The organism is Bacillus sp. JJ1764, from assembly GCF_036962145.1.
In the GTDB taxonomy this organism is placed as follows: Bacteria; Bacillota; Bacilli; order Bacillales; family Cytobacillaceae; genus Neobacillus.
The window spans coordinates 15,997-37,158 of the sequence record NZ_JBALNY010000097.1 but is presented as its reverse complement, the minus strand read 5'-3'; the positions used below and the strand labels follow the sequence as shown (position 1 = coordinate 37,158).

Genomic DNA, 21,162 nt, shown 5'->3' with positions numbered 1-21,162 from the left:
TAAGGGTAAAACCTGGAGATTATAAGGGAGGTAGGCCCCTTGCTAGACGTTAATAATTTTGAGTATATGAAAATAGGTCTTGCTTCACCCGATAAAATTCGTTCATGGTCTTTCGGAGAAGTAAAAAAACCTGAAACCATCAATTATCGTACATTAAAGCCCGAAAAAGATGGTTTATTCTGTGAGAGAATTTTTGGTCCGACTAAGGATTGGGAATGTCATTGTGGTAAGTACAAGCGTGTACGCTATAAAGGAGTCGTTTGTGACCGATGCGGTGTTGAAGTAACACGTGCTAAGGTTCGTCGCGAACGAATGGGACATATTGAACTTGCTGCACCTGTATCACATATTTGGTACTTTAAAGGAATCCCTAGCCGTATGGGATTGGTTTTAGATATGTCTCCTCGTGCTTTAGAGGAAGTTATTTATTTTGCTTCTTATGTTGTTACTGAATCCGGTGACACAGCACTAGAGAAGAAACAACTCTTATCTGAAAAAGAATATCGTGCATACCGTGAAAAGTACGGAAATAAATTCCAGGCATCCATGGGTGCAGAAGCGATTAAAAAGCTTCTTTCTGATATCGATTTAGATAAAGAAGTTGATGCCTTAAAAGAAGAATTAAAAACTGCTCAAGGACAAAGACGTACACGTGCAATTAAACGTCTTGAAGTGTTGGAAGCATTCCGTAACTCAGGAAATGAGCCTTCATGGATGATTCTTGATGTCCTTCCAGTAATCCCTCCTGAACTACGCCCAATGGTGCAATTAGATGGGGGAAGATTTGCGACATCTGATTTAAACGACCTTTACCGTCGTGTGATAAACAGAAATAACCGGTTAAAGCGTTTGTTAGATCTTGGAGCACCTAGCATTATCGTCCAAAACGAAAAGCGTATGCTTCAAGAGGCTGTTGATGCACTTATTGACAACGGACGTCGTGGCCGCCCTGTTACAGGTCCTGGTAACCGTCCATTAAAGTCGCTTTCACATATGCTGAAAGGTAAGCAAGGACGCTTCCGTCAGAACCTACTTGGTAAACGTGTTGACTACTCCGGTCGTTCCGTTATTGTCGTAGGACCAAATTTAAAAATGTTCCAATGTGGTCTTCCAAAAGAAATGGCATTAGAATTATTTAAGCCATTTGTTATGAAAGAATTAGTGGAAAAAGGCTTAGCTCATAATATCAAATCAGCAAAGCGCAAAATCGAGCGAGTATCCCCTGAGGTGTGGGATGTCCTTGAAGATGTTATCAAAGAACATCCGGTGTTATTAAACCGTGCCCCTACACTACACAGACTAGGGATTCAGGCTTTCGAGCCAACATTGGTGGAAGGAAGAGCCATTCGCCTTCACCCGCTTGTATGTACAGCATATAATGCCGACTTTGACGGTGACCAGATGGCCGTACACGTACCGCTTTCATCCGAAGCTCAGGCAGAAGCTCGTCTGTTAATGCTAGCAGCACAAAACATCTTGAACCCTAAAGACGGAAAACCAGTTGTTACACCTTCTCAGGACATGGTATTAGGAAACTATTACTTGACCTTAGAGCGAGATGGTGCCGTTGGCGAGGGTATGATTTTCAATGATACAAATGAAGCAGTACTTGCCTATCAAAACGGCTATGTTCATTTGCATACCCGTATCGCTGTTTTTGCAGGTTCGTTAGGAAATGAAACATTTACAGAAGAGCAAAATAAGAAACTGTTAATCACAACAGTTGGTAAGCTTATTTTCAATGAAATTCTTCCTAATACATTCCCTTATATCAATGAGCCTACAAGAGATAACTTAGAGGTCAAAACACCTGAAAAGTATTTTGTTGAAAAAGGTGAAGACATCAAGGCGAAAATTGAGGCTATGCCGTTAATTGATCCATTCAAAAAGAAAATCCTTGGAAATATTATTGCTGAAGTATTCAAACGTTTCAAAATTACTGAAACCTCTAAAATGCTTGACCGCATGAAAGACCTAGGATTCAAATATTCAACAAAAGCCGGTATTACCGTTGGTGTTGCTGACATTGTCGTTTTGGGTGAAAAACAGCAAATTCTTCATGAGGCCCAGGGTAAGGTTGACAATGTTACAAAACAATTTAGACGTGGTTTAATCACTGAAGATGAGCGTTATGATCGTGTTATCTCCATTTGGAGCCAGGCGAAGGATGTTATTCAAGGAAAATTGATGAAGTCCTTGAATAAAACGAATCCTATCTTTATGATGAGTGACTCCGGTGCCCGTGGTAACGCATCGAACTTTACTCAGCTTGCCGGTATGCGTGGTTTGATGGCCAACCCGGCTGGACGGATCATCGAATTACCGATCAAGTCAAGTTTCCGTGAAGGATTAACAGTATTAGAGTACTTTATCTCTACACATGGTGCGCGTAAAGGTCTTGCCGATACAGCACTAAAAACTGCCGACTCAGGTTACTTAACTCGTCGTCTGGTAGATGTTGCCCAGGATGTAATTGTCCGTGAGGATGATTGCGGAACTGACCGCGGCTTCACGATCCAAGCATTAAAAGATGGCACAGAAATCATTGAGTCTCTTGAAGAACGTTTAATCGGACGTTATGCCCGTAAAAACATCAAACATCCTGAGACAAATGAGATTATCGTTAAAGAAAATGACTTAATCACAGAAGACCTAGCTGAAGTAATTGTTGGTGCTGGAATTGAAGAAGTAAAAATCCGTTCCGCATTTACATGTAACACTCGTCACGGTGTTTGTAAGAAATGCTACGGACGTAACCTTGCGACTGGCCAAGAGGTAGAAGTGGGAGAAGCAGTAGGTATTATTGCGGCTCAATCTATCGGTGAGCCAGGAACACAGTTAACCATGCGTACTTTCCATACTGGTGGTGTGGCAGGTAACGATATTACCCAAGGTTTACCGCGTATTCAGGAAATCTTTGAGGCGCGTAACCCTAAAGGGCAAGCCGTTATTTCCGAAGTTGAAGGTGTTGTTGTAAGCATTAATGAAGGCCGTGATCGCCAGCATGAAATCGTTGTTCAAGGTGAAGTGGAATCACGCACCTATAATGCGCCATATACTGCACGCCTGAAAGTTGCTGTCGGCAGTCAAGTTGAACGTGGTGAAGAACTTACAGAAGGTTCAATTGATCCTAAAGAATTGGTTAAAGTTAAGGACGTAACCTCCGTTCAAGAATACCTGTTACGGGAAGTACAAAAAGTTTACCGTATGCAAGGGGTTGAAATTGGCGATAAGCACGTCGAGGTTATGGTTCGTCAAATGCTTCGTAAAGTTCGGGTAATTGACGCAGGTGAAACTGATGTGTTGCCAGGTACATTATTAGACATTCATCAATTCACCGATGCAAACGAAAAAGCGTTACTTGAAGGAAAAATGCCTGCAACTGGTCGTCCAATATTGCTTGGAATCACGAAGGCATCACTTGAGACAGATTCATTCTTATCTGCTGCCTCATTCCAGGAGACAACCAGAGTTCTTACGGATGCTGCAATCAAAGGCAAGCGTGACGAACTACTTGGACTTAAAGAAAATGTTATCATTGGTAAGTTGGTGCCGGCCGGAACAGGAATGCAGCGATATCGCAAAGCAGAACCAGTTCTCCGAGATACAACATCCGAAGAGCCAATTACAATCGATTAACATATTACGGTACTTGCTAGATGTAGCAAGTACCGTATTTTTGAAAACAAGTTCTAAAGAAATTTTAAAAGTTTAGTTGACATCTTTTTGCTAAAATGATAATATATCAAAGGTGCTCCTATTCACCTGATACTTTGGAGGATATCCATCATGTCTTATGATAAAGTATTACAGGCTAATAACGTTATTATAGGAACGAAGAAAACAGTAAAGGCACTTAAAGAAGGTATAGTACTAGAGCTGATTGTTGCGAGTGATGCAGATCCAAAGATCATAAATCAGGCTGTAACAGATGCAGAAAGACTAAATATACCTATTCAATATGTGGACTCAATGAAAAAGTTGGGTAAAGCATGCGGAATTGAAGTGGGTGCCGCAGCTGTTGCGATTACTCGTTAAAAACTGTTTTTGTAGATGGAACTTCTGCAAAAACTTTGTTTTTGCCAAAAAATGAACCACCTGGATGTGTGGGCTTATAAATTGTGAAAGGAGGAAAAAAACATGCCTACTATTAACCAATTAGTGCGCAAGCCTCGTCAAATGAAAGAGGACAAATCAAAATCACCTGCGCTTAACAAAGGTTATAATAGCTTTAAAAAGTCTCAAACTAACGTATCTTCACCACAAAAACGCGGGGTATGTACTCGTGTTGGTACAATGACTCCAAAGAAACCAAACTCAGCGTTACGTAAATATGCTCGTGTACGCTTGACAAATGGTATCGAGGTGACAGCATACATTCCTGGTATCGGCCACAACTTACAAGAGCACAGTGTTGTTCTTATCCGTGGCGGACGTGTAAAAGACTTACCAGGGGTACGTTATCACATTGTACGTGGTGCGTTAGATACTGCTGGTGTTAACAACCGTATGCAAGGTCGTTCTAAGTATGGTACTAAGAGACCAAAAGCAGCTAAAAAATAATCAAACGAAAATATAGAAGCTTCTTGAAAGGAGGAAAAATGAATGCCACGTAAAGGTCCTGTAGCAAAGAGAGACGTGTTACCAGATCCGCTTTACAATTCAAAATTAGTTACTCGTCTAATCAACAAAATGATGATTGACGGTAAAAGAGGTAAATCTCAAGAAATTCTTTACTCTGCATTCAATACGATCCGTGAACGTTCTGGAAAAGATCCAATGGAAGTATTTGAAGCAGCAATGAAAAACATCATGCCTGTTCTAGAAGTAAGAGCACGCCGCGTTGGTGGTGCAAACTACCAAGTTCCAGTTGAGGTGCGTCCTGACCGCCGTACAACTCTTGGACTTCGCTGGTTAGTTAACTATTCACGTCTTCGCGGTGAAAAAACCATGGAAGAGCGTTTAGCTAACGAAATCATGGATGCAGCTAACAATACTGGTGCATCTGTCAAGAAACGTGAAGATACACACAAAATGGCTGAAGCAAACAAAGCGTTTGCTCACTATCGTTGGTAATTTTACCTTCAATAAAAATACATTTAAACTAGGAAGGAGAAAGACCCAATGGCAAGAGAGTTCTCCTTAGAAAACACTCGTAATATTGGTATCATGGCCCACATCGATGCCGGTAAAACAACTACTACTGAGCGTGTACTTTATTACACTGGTAAAATCCACAAAATTGGTGAAACACACGAAGGTGCTTCCCAAATGGACTGGATGGAACAAGAGCAGGAGCGCGGAATTACAATCACTTCCGCCGCTACTACTGCTCAGTGGAAAGGTCACCGTGTTAATATCATTGACACTCCGGGACACGTAGACTTCACTGTTGAAGTAGAACGTTCACTTCGTGTATTGGACGGTGCTGTTGCAGTACTTGATGCCCAATCCGGTGTTGAACCACAAACTGAAACAGTGTGGCGCCAAGCAACAACTTATGGAGTACCACGTGTGGTATTCGTTAACAAAATGGATAAAATCGGTGCAGATTTCTTGTACTCTGTTAAAACAATACATGATCGTCTGCAAGCGAATGCTCATCCGATTCAGTTGCCAATCGGCGCTGAAGATCAGTTCGAAGCAATCATTGACCTTGTGGAAATGAATGCTGTATTCTACAGTAATGATCTTGGTACTGATATTGAAGTACGTGAGATTCCAGAAGAATACCGTGCTCAAGCAGATGAGTGGCGCGAAAAGTTAGTTGAAGCAGTAGCAGAGTTAGATGAAGAATTAATGGAAAAATACCTCGGTGGTGAAGAAATCACTAAAGAAGAGCTGAAATCAGCGATTCGTAAAGGTACTGTTAATGTAGAATTCTATCCTGTTATTTGTGGATCTGCCTTCAAAAATAAAGGTGTTCAGTTGATGCTAGATGCTGTTATTGACTATCTTCCATCACCATTAGATGTACCTGCTATTAAAGGTCATGATGTGGATGATGAGGAGGTAATCGTTGAACGTCATTCTAGCGACGAAGAACCATTCGCTGCTCTTGCGTTCAAGGTTATGACTGATCCTTATGTTGGTAAGTTAACGTTCTTCCGCGTATACTCTGGTACATTAGAGTCCGGATCGTATGTTCAAAACTCAACTAAAGGTAAACGTGAGCGTGTAGGACGTATCCTGCAAATGCATGCAAACAGCCGTCAGGAAATCTCCAAGGTTTATGCTGGTGACATTGCTGCAGCTGTAGGTTTAAAAGATACAACTACTGGTGATACTCTGTGTGATGACAAGAATCTAGTTATTCTCGAGTCTATGCAATTTCCTGAGCCAGTAATTCAACTTTCTGTTGAACCTAAATCAAAAGCAGACCAAGATAAAATGACAACAGCTCTACAAAAACTTCAAGAAGAAGATCCAACATTCCGTGCACATACTGACCAGGAAACTGGACAAGTAATCATTGCAGGTATGGGTGAACTTCACCTTGATATCCTAGTAGACCGTATGCGTCGTGAATTTAAGGTTGAAGCAAATGTAGGTGCTCCTCAGGTTGCTTACCGTGAAACATTCCGTGCTTCTGCACAAGTTGAAGGTAAGTTCGCACGTCAATCTGGTGGTCGTGGACAATATGGACATGTTTGGATTGAATTCGCACCAAACGATGAAGGCAAAGGTTTTGAATTCGTTAACGGCATTGTTGGTGGTGTAGTTCCTCGTGAATACATCCCTGCAGTTCAAGCAGGTCTTGAAGATGCACTTAACCGTGGAGTTCTTGCTGGATATCCATTAGTTGATATTAAAGCTAGATTATTTGACGGATCTTACCATGATGTTGACTCCTCTGAAATGGCGTTTAAGATTGCCGCTTCAATGGCACTTAAAAATGCTGCTTCAAAGTGTAGTCCTGTAATCCTTGAGCCAATGATGAGGGTTGAAGTTGTAATCCCTGAAGAGTATCTGGGAGATATCATGGGACAAATTACAGCTCGTCGTGGACGCGTGGAAGGTATGGAAGCACGCGGAAACGCGCAAGTTGTACGTGCAATGGTTCCACTTTCAGAAATGTTTGGTTATGCTACAGCGCTTCGTTCAAGTACTCAAGGACGTGGAGTATTCTCCATGCACTTCGATCACTACGAAGAAGTACCAAAATCAGTTTCTGAAGAAATCATCAAAAAAAATAAAGGTGAATAATTGATTTTCACCTTTATTTAAAGTATAACTACTTATGTAATAATGGAGGCTGAGAAATAGGATAACCTATTTCTGGCTTCCACTTAAAATATACTTAACCTATAATCCAAAGGAGGATTTTTTAAAATGGGAAAAGCTAAATTTGACCGTTCTAAGCCACACGTTAACATTGGTACAATCGGACACGTTGACCATGGTAAAACAACTTTAACAGCTGCAATCACTTCTGTTCTTGCTAAGCAAGGTAAAGCAGAAGCTCGTGCATATGATCAAATCGACGGTGCTCCAGAAGAAAGAGAGCGTGGAATCACAATCTCTACTGCACACGTTGAGTATGAAACTGATGCTCGTCACTATGCACACGTTGACTGCCCAGGACACGCTGACTATGTTAAAAACATGATCACTGGTGCTGCTCAAATGGACGGCGGTATCCTTGTAGTATCTGCTGCCGACGGCCCAATGCCACAAACTCGTGAGCACATTCTTCTTTCTCGTCAGGTAGGCGTACCTTACCTTGTTGTATTCATGAACAAGTGTGACATGGTAGACGACGAAGAATTACTTGAATTAGTAGAAATGGAAGTTCGTGATCTTCTTTCTGAATATGAATTCCCTGGTGATGACATCCCAGTTATCAAAGGTTCTGCTCTTAAAGCATTAGAAGGCGACGCTGAGTGGGAAGCAAAAATCCATGAACTTATGGATGCTGTTGACAGCTATATCCCAACTCCAACTCGTGACACTGACAAACCTTTCATGATGCCAGTTGAGGACGTATTCTCAATCACTGGACGTGGTACTGTTGCTACTGGACGTGTTGAGCGTGGTGTAGTTAAAGTTGGTGACGTAGTAGAAATCGTTGGTTTCACTGAAGAGCCAAAATCTACAACTGTAACTGGTGTAGAAATGTTCCGTAAGCTTCTTGACTTCGCTGAAGCTGGAGACAACATTGGTGCCCTTCTTCGTGGTGTAGCTCGTGAAGAAATCGAACGTGGTCAAGTATTGGCTAAGCCAAAGTCAATCACTCCACACACTAAATTTAAAGCACAAGTTTACGTATTATCAAAAGAAGAAGGTGGACGTCATACTCCATTCTTCTCAAACTATCGTCCACAATTCTATTTCCGTACTTCTGATATTACTGGAATTTGTAATCTTCCAGAAGGTACTGAAATGGTTATGCCTGGCGACCACATCGAAATGTCTGTTGAGCTTATCGCTCCAGTTGCGATCGAAGAAGGAACTAAGTTCTCAATTCGTGAAGGTGGCCGTACAGTAGGTTCAGGTTCAATCACAACAATCGCTGAATAATTTAACATTCAAAAGCAGATGGGTGTAAATCCATCTGCTTTTTTTAATGTTTAAAAACATGTTTCTTCTATTATAAAATACTTGTTTTATTTTTCTGGTAATTTCGTGAATGGGTAAGGGTATTATTGGTGATTAGTTTGTAGTTGAAAAAGCTGAAGTGAGCCGATATAATAGTAAAAGTGTGCAAGACATAAAGTTTAAAATAAAATACAATAAAATGTTGCGTTTGCTTTATGTTTTATGTATAATAGACAATGTTGGTCTTTGACTGCGATGAGGTGGGAGGTTGCTGACACACCCGGCCGCTTTGCCATGGCGCTGTGTTAGGGAAATTCTCACTGAGAAATGTCTATTTTTAAAATAGGCGAATAAAGGAGGGAAAATAATGGCAAAACAAAAAATTCGTATCCGCTTAAAAGCTTATGATCACAGAATTCTTGATCAATCTGCAGAAAAAATCGTTGAAACAGCAAAACGTTCAGGTGCTGCTGTGTCAGGTCCGATTCCGCTTCCGACTGAAAAATCTGTTTACACGATCTTACGTGCGGTTCATAAGTACAAAGATTCTCGTGAGCAATTTGAAATGCGGACACATAAGCGTCTAATCGACATTGTAAACCCAACTCCACAAACAGTTGATGCGTTAATGAGATTAGATTTACCATCCGGTGTAGATATCGAAATTAAATTATAATCAAACCATACATGAACAGTAAATTAGGAGGTGTGACTTAAATGACCAAAGGAATCTTAGGTAGAAAGATTGGTATGACTCAAGTATTTGCAGAAAACGGAAACTTAATTCCGGTAACTGTTGTTGAGATAGCTCCAAACGTTGTTCTTCAAAAGAAATCTGTAGAAACTGACGGATATGTTTCAACACAACTTGGTTTTGAAGATAAACGCGAAAAGTTAGCTAACAAACCTGAAAAAGGACACGTTAGCAAGGCAAATACTGCTCCTAAGCGCTTCATTCGCGAATTCCGCGGAGATGACTTAGCAGGCTATGAAGTTGGTCAAGAAGTCAAAGTTGATATTTTCGCTACAGGCGATTTTGTAGATGTAACAGGAATTTCTAAAGGTAAAGGTTTCCAAGGCTCTATCAAGCGCCACGGACAATCTCGTGGACCAATGGCTCACGGTTCTCGTTATCATCGTCGCCCTGGTTCAATGGGACCTGTTGCTCCAAACCGTGTATTCAAAGGTAAATTATTACCAGGACGCATGGGTGGAGATCAAGTAACAGTTCAAAACTTGGAAATCATTAAGGTTGATACAGAACGCAACTTGCTTCTAATCAAAGGTAACGTACCAGGAGCGAAAAAAGCTTTATTAAAAATTAAAAGTGCGGTTAAAGCATAATCACTTCAAGAGAAAGGAGGAACAATAGAATGCCTAAAGTAGCATTATTAAACCAAACTGGTTCTCAAGTTGGAGAAATCGAACTTAACGAAACTGTATTTGGAATTGAGCCTAACCAAAGCGTATTATTCGAAGCGATTGTTATGCAAAGAGCTTCTTTACGTCAAGGATCTCATAAAGTAAAAAATCGTTCTGAAGTGCGCGGTGGTGGTCGTAAGCCATGGCGTCAAAAAGGAACTGGTCGTGCACGTCAAGGTTCCATTCGCTCTCCACAATGGCGCGGAGGTGGTATCGTATTTGGTCCACAACCACGCAGCTACAGCTACAAATTACCTAAGAAGGTTCGTCGTTTAGCGATCAAATCAGCACTTTCTTCTAAAGTGTTAGAGGAAAGCATCTTAGTACTAGATAGCTTAGCGTTTGAAGCTCCAAAAACAAAAGAATTCAAAGCTGTTTTAAATGGTCTTTCTGTTGAGAAAAAAGCACTAATTGTTACAGCTGACCTAGATGAAAATGTTGCACTTTCTGCACGTAATATTCCTGGTGTAACAGTCGTAACTGCTGATGGAATCAACGTTTTAGATGTTGTAAATCATGATAAATTAATCATAACTAAAGCAGCGGTTGAAAAAGTAGAGGAGGTGCTTGCATAATGGATGCACGCGATATCATTAAGCGCCCCGTTATCACTGAACGTTCTACTGACCTAATGGCTGAGAAAAAATATACGTTTGAAGTTGATGTGAAAGCTAACAAAACTCAAGTTAAAGATGCAATCGAAGAAATCTTCGGCGTTGATGTTGAGAAAGTTAATATCATGAACTATAAAGGTAAATTCAAGCGCATGGGTAAATTCGGTGGTTACACAAATAAACGCCGTAAGGCAATCGTAAAATTAACAGCTGACAGCAAAGAAATTGAAATCTTTGAAGGCTAGAATTTTAACAAGAAGAGGAGGGAAATAAAATGGCGATTAAAAAGTACAAACCTACCTCCAATGGTCGTCGTGGAATGACAGTTTCTGATTTCGCTGAAATCACAACTAGCACTCCGGAAAAATCTCTTTTAGCTCCATTAAAGAGCAAAGGCGGCCGTAATAACCAAGGTAAGTTAACTGTTCGTCATCAAGGTGGCGGCCATAAGCGTCAATATCGTTTAATCGATTTTAAACGTAACAAAGATGGCATTCCAGGACGCGTTGCCACAATCGAGTACGATCCAAACCGTTCTGCAAATATTGCATTAATCAATTATGTTGATGGAGAAAAGCGTTATATCTTAGCTCCTAAAAACTTAGAAGTCGGTATGGAAGTAATGTCTGGTCCTGAAGCAGATATTAAAGTGGGTAATGCCCTTCCATTAGTAAATATCCCTGTTGGTACAGTAGTACACAACATCGAATTAAAACCAGGTAAAGGTGGACAATTAGTACGTTCTGCAGGAACTTCTGCACAAGTACTAGGTAAAGAAGGTAAATACGTTCTTGTTCGTTTAACTTCTGGTGAAGTTCGTATGATTCTTTCTGAGTGCCGTGCTTCCATTGGTCAAGTTGGTAATGAGCAACACGAACTTATCAACATCGGTAAAGCTGGTCGCTCTCGCTGGTTAGGCAAACGCCCAACAGTACGTGGTTCTGTAATGAACCCTAACGATCACCCACACGGTGGTGGTGAAGGTCGTGCTCCTATCGGACGTAAGTCTCCTATGACTCCATGGGGCAAACCAACACTTGGATACAAAACTCGTAAGAAGAAAAACAAATCAGATAAACTTATTGTTCGTCGAGCTAAAAAATAACGTGATTGAACTACGGTTCACAAATAGAACCGTAGACCAATTACGAAGGGAGGTTCATTCATGGGTCGCAGCTTAAAAAAAGGACCATTCGTTGATGATCATTTAATGGTAAAGATCGAAAAGTTAAATGAAACTGAAAAGAAGCAAGTTGTTAAAACTTGGTCTCGCCGTTCTACGATCTTCCCACAATTTATTGGCCATACGATCGCCGTTTATGATGGCCGTAAACATGTGCCTGTATATGTTACTGAAGACATGGTAGGTCACAAGCTTGGAGAATTCGCTCCAACTCGTACTTACAAAGGTCATGCTAGTGATGACAAGAAAACAAGACGTTAAGAGAGGAGGGCATCCTAATGCAAGCTAAAGCTGTTGCAAGAACAGTTCGTATTGCTCCTCGTAAAGTACGTTTAGTCGTTGATTTAATTCGAGGAAAGCAAGTTGGTGAAGCAGTAGCCATTTTAAATTTAACTCCAAAGGCCGCTTCTCCAGTAGTTGAAAAAGTATTAAAATCTGCTATGGCAAACGCTGAGCACAACTACGAAATGGACGTAAACAATCTTGTTGTTGCTCAAGCATTCGTTGATGAAGGACCAACCTTAAAACGTTTCCGTCCTCGTGCAATGGGCCGTGCAAGCCAAATCAACAAGCGCACAAGCCATATTACAATCGTTTTATCAGAGAAGAAGGAGGGGTAATCTGTGGGTCAAAAAGTTAATCCGGTCGGTTTGCGTATTGGAATCATCCGCGATTGGGAATCTAAATGGTACGCAGGCAAAGACTTTGCTGATCTTTTACACGAAGATATTAAAGTTCGTGAATATATCACGAAGCGTTTAAAAGATGCTTCTGTTTCTAAAGTAGAAATCGAACGTGCTGCAAACCGTGTGAACGTAACGATCCATACAGCTAAGCCTGGTATGGTTATCGGTAAAGGCGGTACTGAAGTTGAAGCACTTCGTAAAGCATTAAACCAATTAACTGGCAAACGAGTTCATATCAATATCCTTGAAATCAAAAAAGCTGATGTTGATGCAAAACTTGTTGCAGAAAATATTGCTCGTCAATTAGAAAACCGCGTTTCATTCCGTCGTGCACAAAAGCAAGCTATCCAACGTGCTATGCGTGCTGGTGCTAAAGGAATCAAGACAATGGTATCCGGTCGTCTTGGCGGTGCTGATATCGCTCGTTCTGAGCACTACAGCGAAGGAACAGTTCCACTTCATACACTTCGCGCTGACATCGACTATGCTACAGCTGAAGCTGACACTACTTATGGTAAGCTTGGTGTAAAAGTATGGATCTATCGTGGAGAGGTCCTTCCTACTAAGAAGAAAACTGAGGAAGGAGGCAAATAATATGTTATTGCCTAAACGCGTAAAATTCCGTCGTCAACATCGTGGTAAAATGCGTGGTAATGCAAAAGGCGGTACTGAAGTAACTTTCGGTGAATTCGGTCTTCAAGCATTAGAAGCTTCTTGGATCACAAACCGTCAAATTGAAGCAGCCCGTATTGCTATGACTCGTTATATGAAACGTGGCGGTAAAGTTTGGATCAAAATTTTCCCTCATAAGCCATATACTGCAAAGCCTCTAGAAGTTCGGATGGGTTCCGGTAAAGGTGCTCCTGAAGGATGGGTAGCAGTTGTGAAACCTGGGAAAATTATGTTTGAAATTGCTGGCGTTTCTGAGGAAATCGCTCGTGAAGCTCTTCGTCTTGCATCACACAAACTTCCAGTTAAATGTAAGTTTGTAAAACGTGAAGAAATTGGTGGTGAATCAAATGAAAGCTAATGATATTCGTGACCTTACCACTGCAGAAATTGAACAAAAAGTAAAATCTCTTAAAGAAGAGCTTTTCAACCTTCGCTTTCAATTGGCGACAGGACAACTTGAAAACACAGCTCGTATTCGTGAAGTACGTAAAGCGATTGCTCGCATGAAAACTGTTGTTCGTGAAAGAGAAATCAGCGTTAACAAGTGATCAATGAGAGGAGGTTCACGTAAATGAGTGAACGTAACCAACGCAAAGTTTACACTGGTCGCGTTGTTTCTGACAAAATGGATAAAACAATCACCGTTCTTGTAGAAACATACAAAAAGCACCCGCTTTATGGTAAACGCGTTAAGTACTCTAAAAAGTTTAAAGCTCATGATGAGCAAAATACAGCAAAAGCTGGCGATATCGTACGTATTATGGAAACTCGTCCGCTTTCAGCTACAAAGCGCTTCCGTTTAGTTGAAGTAGTAGAAAAAGCTGTTATTATTTAATTGTTCGGATACCGCAACATTTCCGAAGGGAGGTTAAACACATGATTCAACAAGAATCACGTTTAAAAGTTGCTGACAACTCTGGTGCGCGTGAAGTACTAACAATTAAAGTTCTTGGTGGTTCTGGCCGCAAGACTGCAAATATCGGCGATATTATTGTTTGTACGGTGAAACAAGCAACACCAGGTGGCGTTGTTAAAAAAGGTGACGTAGTAAAAGCAGTTGTTGTTCGTACTAAGAGTGGTGTTCGTCGTCAAGACGGTTCATATATTCGTTTCGATGAGAATGCATGTGTCATTATTAAAGAAGATAAGAGTCCTCGTGGAACTCGTATCTTTGGACCAGTTGCTCGCGAACTTCGCGATAACAACTTTATGAAAATCGTTTCTCTAGCTCCAGAAGTACTATAATGAAATTTAATTGCCTTTAAGGAGGTGCTTACGGATGCATGTTAAAAAAGGTGATAAGGTCAGAGTGATCTCTGGTAAGGATAAAGGCAAAACAGGTGTGATCCTAGCTGCTTATCCTAAAGAAAGCCGTGTACTTGTTGAGGGTGTTAACATTGTTAAAAAACACTCTAAACCTTCTCAGGTTAACCCACAAGGCGGCATTATCAACTTTGAGGCTCCAATTCATGTATCAAATGTTATGCCTATCGACCCTAAAACTGGAAACCCAACACGTGTAGGTCATAAATTGGTTGATGGCAAAAAAGTACGCGTAGCAAAATCCGGTGAAGTTTTAGATAAATAGTTTATAAAAGAAGGGAGGTACACTAAATGAACCGCCTAAAAGAAAAGTATTCAAAGGAAATTTCTCCTGCTCTTATGAGCAAGTTTAACTATAAATCAGTTATGCAAGTACCAAAAGTTGAAAAAATCGTTATCAACATGGGTGTTGGTGACGCTGTTCAAAACGCGAAAGCACTTGATAACGCAGTTGAAGAATTAACGATCATCACTGGTCAAAAGCCAGTCGTTACTCGTGCTAAAAAATCCATCGCTGGTTTCCGTCTGCGTGAAGGTATGCCGATTGGTGCAAAAGTTACTCTTCGTGGTGAACGCATGTACCAATTCCTAGATAAACTGGTTTCAGTTTCTCTTCCTCGTGTACGTGACTTCCGTGGAGTATCTAAAAAAGCCTTCGATGGTCGCGGTAACTATACATTAGGTATTAAAGAACAGTTAATCTTCCCTGAAATTGATTACGATAAAGTAAGCAAAGTTCGTGGTATGGATATCGTTATCGTAACAACTGCAAATACTGATGAAGAGTCTCGTGAACTTTTAACTCAACTTGGAATGCCATTCCAAAAGTAATCGCTAAATAAGGGAGGCGAAAACGTGGCTAAAAAGTCAATGATTGTGAAACAAAAACGCACACCTAAATTCAAAGTGCAAGAGTACACACGCTGCGAACGTTGTGGTCGTCCACACTCTGTATACCGTAAATTTAAGTTATGCCGTATTTGTTTCCGTGAATTAGCATACAAAGGACAAATTCCTGGTGTTAAAAAAGCTAGCTGGTAAAACCCAAGTCTGGGAAGGAGGTAAAAATAATGGTCATGACAGATCCAATTGCTGATATGCTTACTCGCATTCGTAATGCGAACATGGTACGTCACGAGAAATTAGAAGTGCCTGCTTCTAATATCAAAAAAGAAATTGCTGAAATTTTAAAGCGCGAAGGTTTCGTACGTGACGTTGAATATATCGATGACAACAAACAAGGTATTATCCGTATCTTCTTGAAGTACGGTACAAATAACGAACGTGTTATAACTGGATTAAAGCGCATAAGCAAGCCTGGACTTCGAGTTTACGCTAAATCTAATGAGGTACCTAAGGTACTTAATGGTCTTGGTGTAGCACTAGTATCAACTTCACAAGGTGTTGTAACGGACAAAGAAGCTCGTTCAAAACAAATTGGTGGAGAAGTACTAGCATACGTTTGGTAATCGAGTTTTCGAATGAATGGAGGTGCACTAAATGTCTCGCGTAGGTAAAAAACCTATTGAAATCCCAACAGGGGTTACAATTACTTTAAATAACAACACAGTTACTGTTAAAGGACCAAAAGGCGAGTTAACTCGTTCTTTTAATCCTGACATCAATATCGCTATTGAAGAGAATGTTGTAACAATTACTCGTCCATCTGATGCGAAGGAACACCGCGCATTGCACGGAACAACTCGTGCGATCCTTTCCAATATGGTTGAAGGTGTTTCCAAAGGTTTTGAGAAGAGATTAGAGTTAATCGGGGTTGGATACCGTGCTCAAAAGCAAGGTAGCAAACTTGTATTAAACGTTGGATATTCTCATCCAGTAGAAATTACACCTGAAGCTGGTCTTGAAATCGAAGTACCTGCAAATACAAAAATCACTATTAAAGGTACAGATAAAGAACGTGTAGGTGCATTAGCGGCTAATATTCGCCAAGTTCGTCCTCCAGAGCCTTACAAGGGCAAAGGGATTCGCTACGAAGGTGAATTTGTACGTCGTAAAGAAGGTAAAACAGGTAAGTAATGCCGCATAGGTAAACGAAAGGAGTGACGTAAATGATTACGAAGCAAGATAAAAACGCTACTCGCCGTAAAAGACATGCTCGTGTTCGTGCGAAACTTAGCGGTACTTCTGCTCGTCCACGTCTTAACGTGTTTCGTTCAAATAAGCATATTTATGCACAGTTAATCGATGACATAGCAGGTGTTACTTTAGCAAGTGCTTCTACACTTGATAAAGAATTTAACCTTGAGTCTTCAAGCAACGTTGAAGCAGCACAAAAGGTCGGAGAATTAGTTGCTAAACGTGCGGTAGAAAAAGGTATCTCTGCAGTTGTTTTTGACCGTGGAGGATACTTATACCATGGACGTATTCAAGCACTAGCTGATGCTGCTCGCGAAAACGGCTTACAATTTTAATAGACAAAGGAGGGACACAAAAAGATGCGTCGTATTGATCCAAACAAGCTTGAACTAGAAGAACGCGTAGTTACGGTTAACCGTGTTGCAAAGGTTGTTAAAGGTGGACGTCGTTTCCGTTTCTCCGCTCTTGTAGTAGTTGGAGATAAAAACGGTCATGTCGGATTCGGTACTGGTAAAGCTCAAGAGGTACCAGATGCTATTCGTAAAGCAATCGAAGATGCAAAGAAAAACTTAATCGAAGTGCCAATGGTTGGAACAACTGTTCCTCACCAAGTAATTGGACGTTTTGGCGCCGGCGAAATTCTTCTAAAGCCTGCTTCTGAAGGTACTGGAGTTATCGCTGGTGGTCCGGTTCGTGCGGTTCTTGAATTAGCTGGAGTTGGTGATATTCTTTCAAAATCACTTGGAACTAATACTCCAATTAACATGGTTCGCGCAACAATGGAAGGTTTAAAACAATTAAAACGTGCTGAGGACGTAGCAAAATTACGTGGTAAATCAGTAGAAGAACTGTTAGGATAAGGAGGGAAATCAAATGGCGAACACACTTTTAATTACCCTCACTCGCAGCGTAATTGGTCGCCCTGAGGACCAACGCGAAACAGTTAAAGCGCTAGGTTTACGTAAAATGAATCAAACAGTTGAGCATCAGGATAACGCTGCTATTCGCGGTATGATTAATAAAGTTGCTCACCTTGTATCAGTTAAAGAACAATAATTAATTGTTTTCTTTTATAAGGAGGTGCCAATATGAAACTTCATGAGTTAAAACCTGCCGAGGGTTCTCGTAAAGAGCGTAAACGTTTAGGCCGTGGTATCGGATCCGGTCAAGGGAAAACTGCGGGTAAAGGTCATAAAGGACAAAATGCCCGTTCCGGCGGCGGTGTTCGTATCGGTTTCGAGGGTGGTCAAACACCTTTATTCCGTCGTTTACCTAAACGCGGATTTACAAACGTAAACCGTAAAGAATACGCTGTTGTGAACCTTGATACGTTAAACCGCTTTGAAGACGGTACTGAAGTTACTCCAGAACTTCTTATCGAAACAGGCGTTGTAAGTAACGAAAGAGCAGGGATTAAGATTCTTGCAAAAGGGAACGTTGAGAAAAAACTTACTGTTAAAGCTCATAAATTCTCCTCTGCTGCTAAGGAAGCAATCGAAGCTGCCGGCGGAACTACTGAGGTGATCTAATGTTCCAAACTATCTCCAATTTTATGCGCGTGGGTGATATAAGACGCAAGATTATATTCACCCTTTTAATGTTAGTTGTATTTCGTATTGGAACGTTTATTCCAGTTCCAAATATAAATGCAGATGTTCTTGCAGCACAAGATAAACTAAGTGTTTTCGGTGTTTTGAATACATTTGGCGGTGGAGCATTGAAGAAATTCTCCATATTTGCTATGGGAATCATGCCATATATCACGGCATCGATTATTATCCAACTTCTGCAAATGGATGTTGTTCCAAAGTTTACGGAATGGTCTAAGCAAGGAGAGGCTGGACGACGTAAACTTGCCCAATTCACTCGATATTTCACTGTAGTACTTGGCTTTATTCAGGCGTTAGGTATGTCCTATGGTTTTAATAACCTTGCCCAAGGACAATTAATTGAAAACCCTGGAATTACTACGTATCTTTTAATTGCTGTCGTATTAACTGCTGGTACATCTTTTTTAATGTGGCTAGGTGAGCAGATTACTTCAAAAGGCGTTGGAAATGGTATTTCCATTATCATTTTTGCGGGTATTGCTGCGGGAATTCCTACTACTATAAATCAGATCTATGTCCAACAGTTCGAAAATGCTGGTGAGCAATTATTCTTACGTATTGTAACTGTTGTATTAATTGCGCTTGCTGTCATCGCTATTGTCGTTGGCGTAATTTTCATCCAACAGGCTACTCGTAAAATTCCTATTCAATATGCTAAACGTATGGTTGCCGGACGCAACCCGGTTGGTGGTCAATCCACTCATATGCCGTTAAAGGTTAATGCAGCTGGTGTTATTCCTGTTATCTTCGCTGTTTCATTTATTGTAACACCGAGGACCATTGCATCATTTTTTCCAACAAATGATGTAACGATTTGGATTACGAAAGTATTTGATTACTCTCATCCAATTGGGATGACGTTGTATGCAGCATTAATTATTGCTTTTACCTATTTTTATGCGTTTATTCAAGTTAATCCTGAACAAGCAGCTGAAAACCTACAGAAGCAAAGCGGTTATATTCCTGGAATTCGTCCTGGTAAAAGCACACAAGAATATTTAACGCGCGTATTATACCGTTTAACCTTTGTTGGTGCCATTTTCTTATCAATTATCGCGGTATTGCCAGTAATTTTTATTAAAATTGCAAACTTACCACAAAGTGCGCAGATTGGTGGAACTAGCTTGCTGATTGTTGTCGGTGTTGCACTGGAAACTTACAAGCAGCTTGAAGCACAATTGGTTAAACGTCATTATAAAGGATTTATTAAATAATTGGTTTTGGGGACTAGATCCCTAAAACCTTATTTAAGGCACGAGGGGGAACACGTGTGAATTTAGTATTAATGGGGCTACCCGGTGCTGGAAAAGGTACCCAGGCTGAAAAAATCGTCGATAAATACGGCATCCCTCATATTTCAACAGGTGATATGTTCCGTGCAGCTATGAAAGAGGGAACGGAATTAGGGTTAAAAGCTAAATCATTCATGGATAAAGGTGAACTTGTTCCTGATGAAGTAACAATTGGCATTGTTCGTGAACGGTTAAGCAAAGATGACTGTCAAAAGGGCTTCCTTTTAGATGGATTCCCTAGAACAGTACCTCAAGCAGAAGCATTGGAAAATCTACTGGTTGATTTAAACAAAAAGATTGATTATGTCATTAATATTAATGTGGATAAAAGTATTTTAATGGAGCGTTTGACCGGTCGTCGAATCTGCAAGAATTGTGGATCTACTTATCATCTTGTATTTAACCCTCCTGCAAAAGAAGGCGTATGCGATCGTTGTGGCGGTGAGCTTTATCAACGTGCAGATGATAATGCAGAAACAGTTCAAAATAGACTTGATGTAAATATCAAACAACAAGAGCCATTATTAACTTTCTACGAGACAAAAGGATATTTACGTAATATCGATGGTCAGCAGGATATTAAAAAGGTATTAGCTGATATTGAAGAATTACTTGGGGGCCTTCATTAATGACAAATGGCATCACCCCCAGGGGAAACCTGGCGAGCGGCTCTCGAACATCTCAATTATGATCTAAAAGCATGTGGAAGCAAATGGCTTTTCTATTGTATGCAAGTATGTAGGACGTAGTGTTGGGCAAGACTTACAGTGTGAGAATAATTGTACTAACTATGTCTAATCTATAATTTTTACAAATTTTTAAGGACAAAACCTTAATAAGTATGTTAAAATTATAAGGTTGCATAAAGACGTACATTGAAAGACCCGCTTTGCATGACAGTTTTCCATAAACGCTAATAAATCAATTTCGGAGAAGGGAGACGAGACCAATGGCCAAAGATGATGTAATTGAAATTGAAGGTAAAGTAATTGAAACTTTGCCAAATGCAATGTTTAAGGTAGAATTAGAAAATGGTCATACTGTGCTGGCTCATGTATCTGGTAAGATTCGTATGCACTTCATTCGAATTCTTCCAGGAGATAAAGTGACTGTTGAGCTTTCTCCATATGACTTAACACGCGGAAGAATCACTTACCGTTTTAAATAATTGCTTGCACTCCGTACTATTAAGGAGGTTAGGATAATGAAAGTAAGACCATCTGTTAAACCGATCTGCGAAAAGTGCAAAGTTATCCGTAGACGCGGAAAAGTCATGGTTATCTGTGAAAACCCTAAGCATAAACAAAAACAAGGATAAACTCGAGGGAGGTGTGCATTTTAAATGGCACGTATTGCTGGTGTAGATGTTCCACGCGAAAAGCGTGTAGTAATCTCTTTAACTTACATTTTTGGTATTGGCAAAAAAACAGCACAAAAGATCTTAGCAGAAGCCGGTGTTTCTGAAGATACTCGTGTGCGTGATTTAACAGAAGAAGAATTAAATAAAATCCGTGACATCATCGACAAGTTAAAAGTTGAAGGTGACCTTCGCCGTGAAGTTTCTTTAAACATCAAACGTTTAATGGAAATTGGCTGCTACCGCGGATTACGCCACCGTCGTGGTTTACCTGTTCGTGGACAAAATACGAAAAACAACGCTCGTACTCGCAAAGGTCCTCGTAAGACTGTAGCGAACAAGAAGAAGTAATCGGCAAAGGAGGTTAA

At 40.5% G+C, this 21,162-nt stretch carries 32 protein-coding genes; all 32 read left to right on the top strand.

Annotation, left to right across the window (positions count from 1 at the left end; genetic code table 11):
- The first annotated feature begins 39 nt into the window (after positions 1-39).
- On the top strand, positions 40-3,639 hold the full coding sequence (rpoC, locus tag V7083_RS14240) for a DNA-directed RNA polymerase subunit beta' (RefSeq protein WP_335478853.1): 3,600 nt from the start codon (positions 40-42) through the stop codon (positions 3,637-3,639).
- Positions 3,640-3,789: 150 nt separating this feature from the next.
- A complete protein-coding gene (locus V7083_RS14235; protein WP_335478851.1) occupies positions 3,790-4,038 on the top strand; it encodes a 50S ribosomal protein L7ae-like protein in 249 nt (82 codons plus the stop codon).
- Positions 4,039-4,140: 102 nt separating this feature from the next.
- Positions 4,141-4,563 (top strand): 30S ribosomal protein S12, encoded by a 423-nt coding sequence (rpsL, locus tag V7083_RS14230; protein WP_335478849.1) that lies wholly within the window; start codon positions 4,141-4,143, stop codon positions 4,561-4,563.
- Between the two features lie 42 nt (positions 4,564-4,605).
- The gene (rpsG, locus tag V7083_RS14225) at positions 4,606-5,076 is read left to right on the top strand and encodes a 30S ribosomal protein S7 (RefSeq protein WP_066321259.1); all 471 of its coding nucleotides are present in this window, start codon (positions 4,606-4,608) and stop codon (positions 5,074-5,076) included.
- Between the two features lie 48 nt (positions 5,077-5,124).
- Positions 5,125-7,206 carry an elongation factor G gene (gene fusA, locus V7083_RS14220; RefSeq protein ID WP_335478847.1) on the top strand — a complete coding sequence of 694 codons (2,082 nt, stop codon included), beginning with the start codon at positions 5,125-5,127 and terminating at the stop codon, positions 7,204-7,206.
- Between the two features lie 126 nt (positions 7,207-7,332).
- Positions 7,333-8,520 carry an elongation factor Tu gene (gene tuf, locus V7083_RS14215; RefSeq protein ID WP_335478845.1) on the top strand — a complete coding sequence of 396 codons (1,188 nt, stop codon included), beginning with the start codon at positions 7,333-7,335 and terminating at the stop codon, positions 8,518-8,520.
- 385 nt (positions 8,521-8,905) lie between these two features.
- A complete protein-coding gene (gene rpsJ / locus V7083_RS14210) occupies positions 8,906-9,214 on the top strand; it encodes a 30S ribosomal protein S10 (RefSeq protein WP_007085291.1) in 309 nt (102 codons plus the stop codon).
- 41 nt (positions 9,215-9,255) lie between these two features.
- Positions 9,256-9,882, top strand: a complete 627-nt coding sequence (gene rplC / locus V7083_RS14205; protein WP_335478843.1) for a 50S ribosomal protein L3 — start codon at positions 9,256-9,258, stop codon at positions 9,880-9,882.
- Between the two features lie 29 nt (positions 9,883-9,911).
- On the top strand, positions 9,912-10,535 hold the full coding sequence (gene rplD / locus V7083_RS14200; RefSeq protein ID WP_335478841.1) for a 50S ribosomal protein L4: 624 nt from the start codon (positions 9,912-9,914) through the stop codon (positions 10,533-10,535).
- Positions 10,532-10,819, top strand: a complete 288-nt coding sequence (gene rplW, locus V7083_RS14195) for a 50S ribosomal protein L23 (RefSeq protein WP_335478912.1) — start codon at positions 10,532-10,534, stop codon at positions 10,817-10,819. Before rplD ends, rplW begins: the two co-directional genes overlap by 4 nt.
- A gap of 29 nt (positions 10,820-10,848) precedes the next feature.
- Positions 10,849-11,679, top strand: a complete 831-nt coding sequence (rplB, locus tag V7083_RS14190; RefSeq protein ID WP_335478839.1) for a 50S ribosomal protein L2 — start codon at positions 10,849-10,851, stop codon at positions 11,677-11,679.
- Positions 11,680-11,739: 60 nt separating this feature from the next.
- Positions 11,740-12,018, top strand: a complete 279-nt coding sequence (gene rpsS / locus V7083_RS14185; protein ID WP_335478837.1) for a 30S ribosomal protein S19 — start codon at positions 11,740-11,742, stop codon at positions 12,016-12,018.
- A gap of 17 nt (positions 12,019-12,035) precedes the next feature.
- Positions 12,036-12,377: a 50S ribosomal protein L22 gene (rplV, locus tag V7083_RS14180; protein ID WP_026574092.1), complete on the top strand. Its 342-nt coding sequence runs from the start codon at positions 12,036-12,038 to the stop codon at positions 12,375-12,377.
- 3 nt (positions 12,378-12,380) lie between these two features.
- Positions 12,381-13,037 carry a 30S ribosomal protein S3 gene (rpsC, locus tag V7083_RS14175; protein WP_335478835.1) on the top strand — a complete coding sequence of 219 codons (657 nt, stop codon included), beginning with the start codon at positions 12,381-12,383 and terminating at the stop codon, positions 13,035-13,037.
- 1 nt (position 13,038) lies between these two features.
- On the top strand, positions 13,039-13,473 hold the full coding sequence (gene rplP, locus V7083_RS14170; protein WP_335478833.1) for a 50S ribosomal protein L16: 435 nt from the start codon (positions 13,039-13,041) through the stop codon (positions 13,471-13,473).
- A complete protein-coding gene (gene rpmC / locus V7083_RS14165; protein ID WP_335478831.1) occupies positions 13,463-13,663 on the top strand; it encodes a 50S ribosomal protein L29 in 201 nt (66 codons plus the stop codon). Before rplP ends, rpmC begins: the two co-directional genes overlap by 11 nt.
- Before the next feature lie 23 nt (positions 13,664-13,686).
- Positions 13,687-13,950 (top strand): 30S ribosomal protein S17, encoded by a 264-nt coding sequence (gene rpsQ, locus V7083_RS14160; RefSeq protein ID WP_335478829.1) that lies wholly within the window; start codon positions 13,687-13,689, stop codon positions 13,948-13,950.
- A 41-nt stretch (positions 13,951-13,991) separates the two neighbouring features.
- On the top strand, positions 13,992-14,360 hold the full coding sequence (rplN, locus tag V7083_RS14155) for a 50S ribosomal protein L14 (protein WP_335478827.1): 369 nt from the start codon (positions 13,992-13,994) through the stop codon (positions 14,358-14,360).
- A gap of 34 nt (positions 14,361-14,394) precedes the next feature.
- Complete coding sequence (gene rplX / locus V7083_RS14150) at positions 14,395-14,703, top strand: 50S ribosomal protein L24 (protein ID WP_335478825.1); 309 nt, start codon at positions 14,395-14,397, stop codon at positions 14,701-14,703.
- Between the two features lie 26 nt (positions 14,704-14,729).
- Entirely contained in the window at positions 14,730-15,269 is a 540-nt protein-coding gene (rplE, locus tag V7083_RS14145; RefSeq protein WP_335478822.1) for a 50S ribosomal protein L5, read from the top strand.
- A 24-nt stretch (positions 15,270-15,293) separates the two neighbouring features.
- A complete protein-coding gene (gene rpsN / locus V7083_RS14140; protein WP_066366377.1) occupies positions 15,294-15,479 on the top strand; it encodes a 30S ribosomal protein S14 in 186 nt (61 codons plus the stop codon).
- A 29-nt stretch (positions 15,480-15,508) separates the two neighbouring features.
- A complete protein-coding gene (gene rpsH, locus V7083_RS14135; protein WP_335478815.1) occupies positions 15,509-15,907 on the top strand; it encodes a 30S ribosomal protein S8 in 399 nt (132 codons plus the stop codon).
- Positions 15,908-15,938: 31 nt separating this feature from the next.
- Entirely contained in the window at positions 15,939-16,475 is a 537-nt protein-coding gene (gene rplF / locus V7083_RS14130) for a 50S ribosomal protein L6 (RefSeq protein WP_335478813.1), read from the top strand.
- 32 nt (positions 16,476-16,507) lie between these two features.
- Positions 16,508-16,870 carry a 50S ribosomal protein L18 gene (gene rplR, locus V7083_RS14125; RefSeq protein ID WP_335478811.1) on the top strand — a complete coding sequence of 121 codons (363 nt, stop codon included), beginning with the start codon at positions 16,508-16,510 and terminating at the stop codon, positions 16,868-16,870.
- 24 nt (positions 16,871-16,894) lie between these two features.
- Positions 16,895-17,395 carry a 30S ribosomal protein S5 gene (gene rpsE, locus V7083_RS14120; RefSeq protein WP_335478809.1) on the top strand — a complete coding sequence of 167 codons (501 nt, stop codon included), beginning with the start codon at positions 16,895-16,897 and terminating at the stop codon, positions 17,393-17,395.
- 13 nt (positions 17,396-17,408) lie between these two features.
- Positions 17,409-17,591, top strand: a complete 183-nt coding sequence (gene rpmD / locus V7083_RS14115; protein ID WP_335478807.1) for a 50S ribosomal protein L30 — start codon at positions 17,409-17,411, stop codon at positions 17,589-17,591.
- Positions 17,592-17,623: 32 nt separating this feature from the next.
- Positions 17,624-18,064 (top strand): 50S ribosomal protein L15, encoded by a 441-nt coding sequence (gene rplO, locus V7083_RS14110; RefSeq protein ID WP_335478805.1) that lies wholly within the window; start codon positions 17,624-17,626, stop codon positions 18,062-18,064.
- Positions 18,064-19,359, top strand: a complete 1,296-nt coding sequence (gene secY, locus V7083_RS14105) for a preprotein translocase subunit SecY (protein ID WP_335478803.1) — start codon at positions 18,064-18,066, stop codon at positions 19,357-19,359. The genes rplO and secY overlap by 1 nt, the downstream gene beginning before the upstream one ends.
- Positions 19,360-19,415: 56 nt before the next feature.
- Positions 19,416-20,066, top strand: a complete 651-nt coding sequence (locus V7083_RS14100; protein WP_335478801.1) for an adenylate kinase — start codon at positions 19,416-19,418, stop codon at positions 20,064-20,066.
- A gap of 320 nt (positions 20,067-20,386) precedes the next feature.
- Positions 20,387-20,605, top strand: coding sequence for a translation initiation factor IF-1 (infA, locus tag V7083_RS14095; RefSeq protein ID WP_007085268.1), 219 nt, complete (start codon positions 20,387-20,389; stop codon positions 20,603-20,605).
- Positions 20,606-20,641: 36 nt separating this feature from the next.
- The gene (gene rpmJ, locus V7083_RS14090; RefSeq protein ID WP_000868344.1) at positions 20,642-20,755 is read left to right on the top strand and encodes a 50S ribosomal protein L36; all 114 of its coding nucleotides are present in this window, start codon (positions 20,642-20,644) and stop codon (positions 20,753-20,755) included.
- A gap of 24 nt (positions 20,756-20,779) precedes the next feature.
- Positions 20,780-21,145, top strand: a complete 366-nt coding sequence (gene rpsM, locus V7083_RS14085) for a 30S ribosomal protein S13 (RefSeq protein WP_335478799.1) — start codon at positions 20,780-20,782, stop codon at positions 21,143-21,145.
- Positions 21,146-21,162 lie beyond the last annotated feature (17 nt).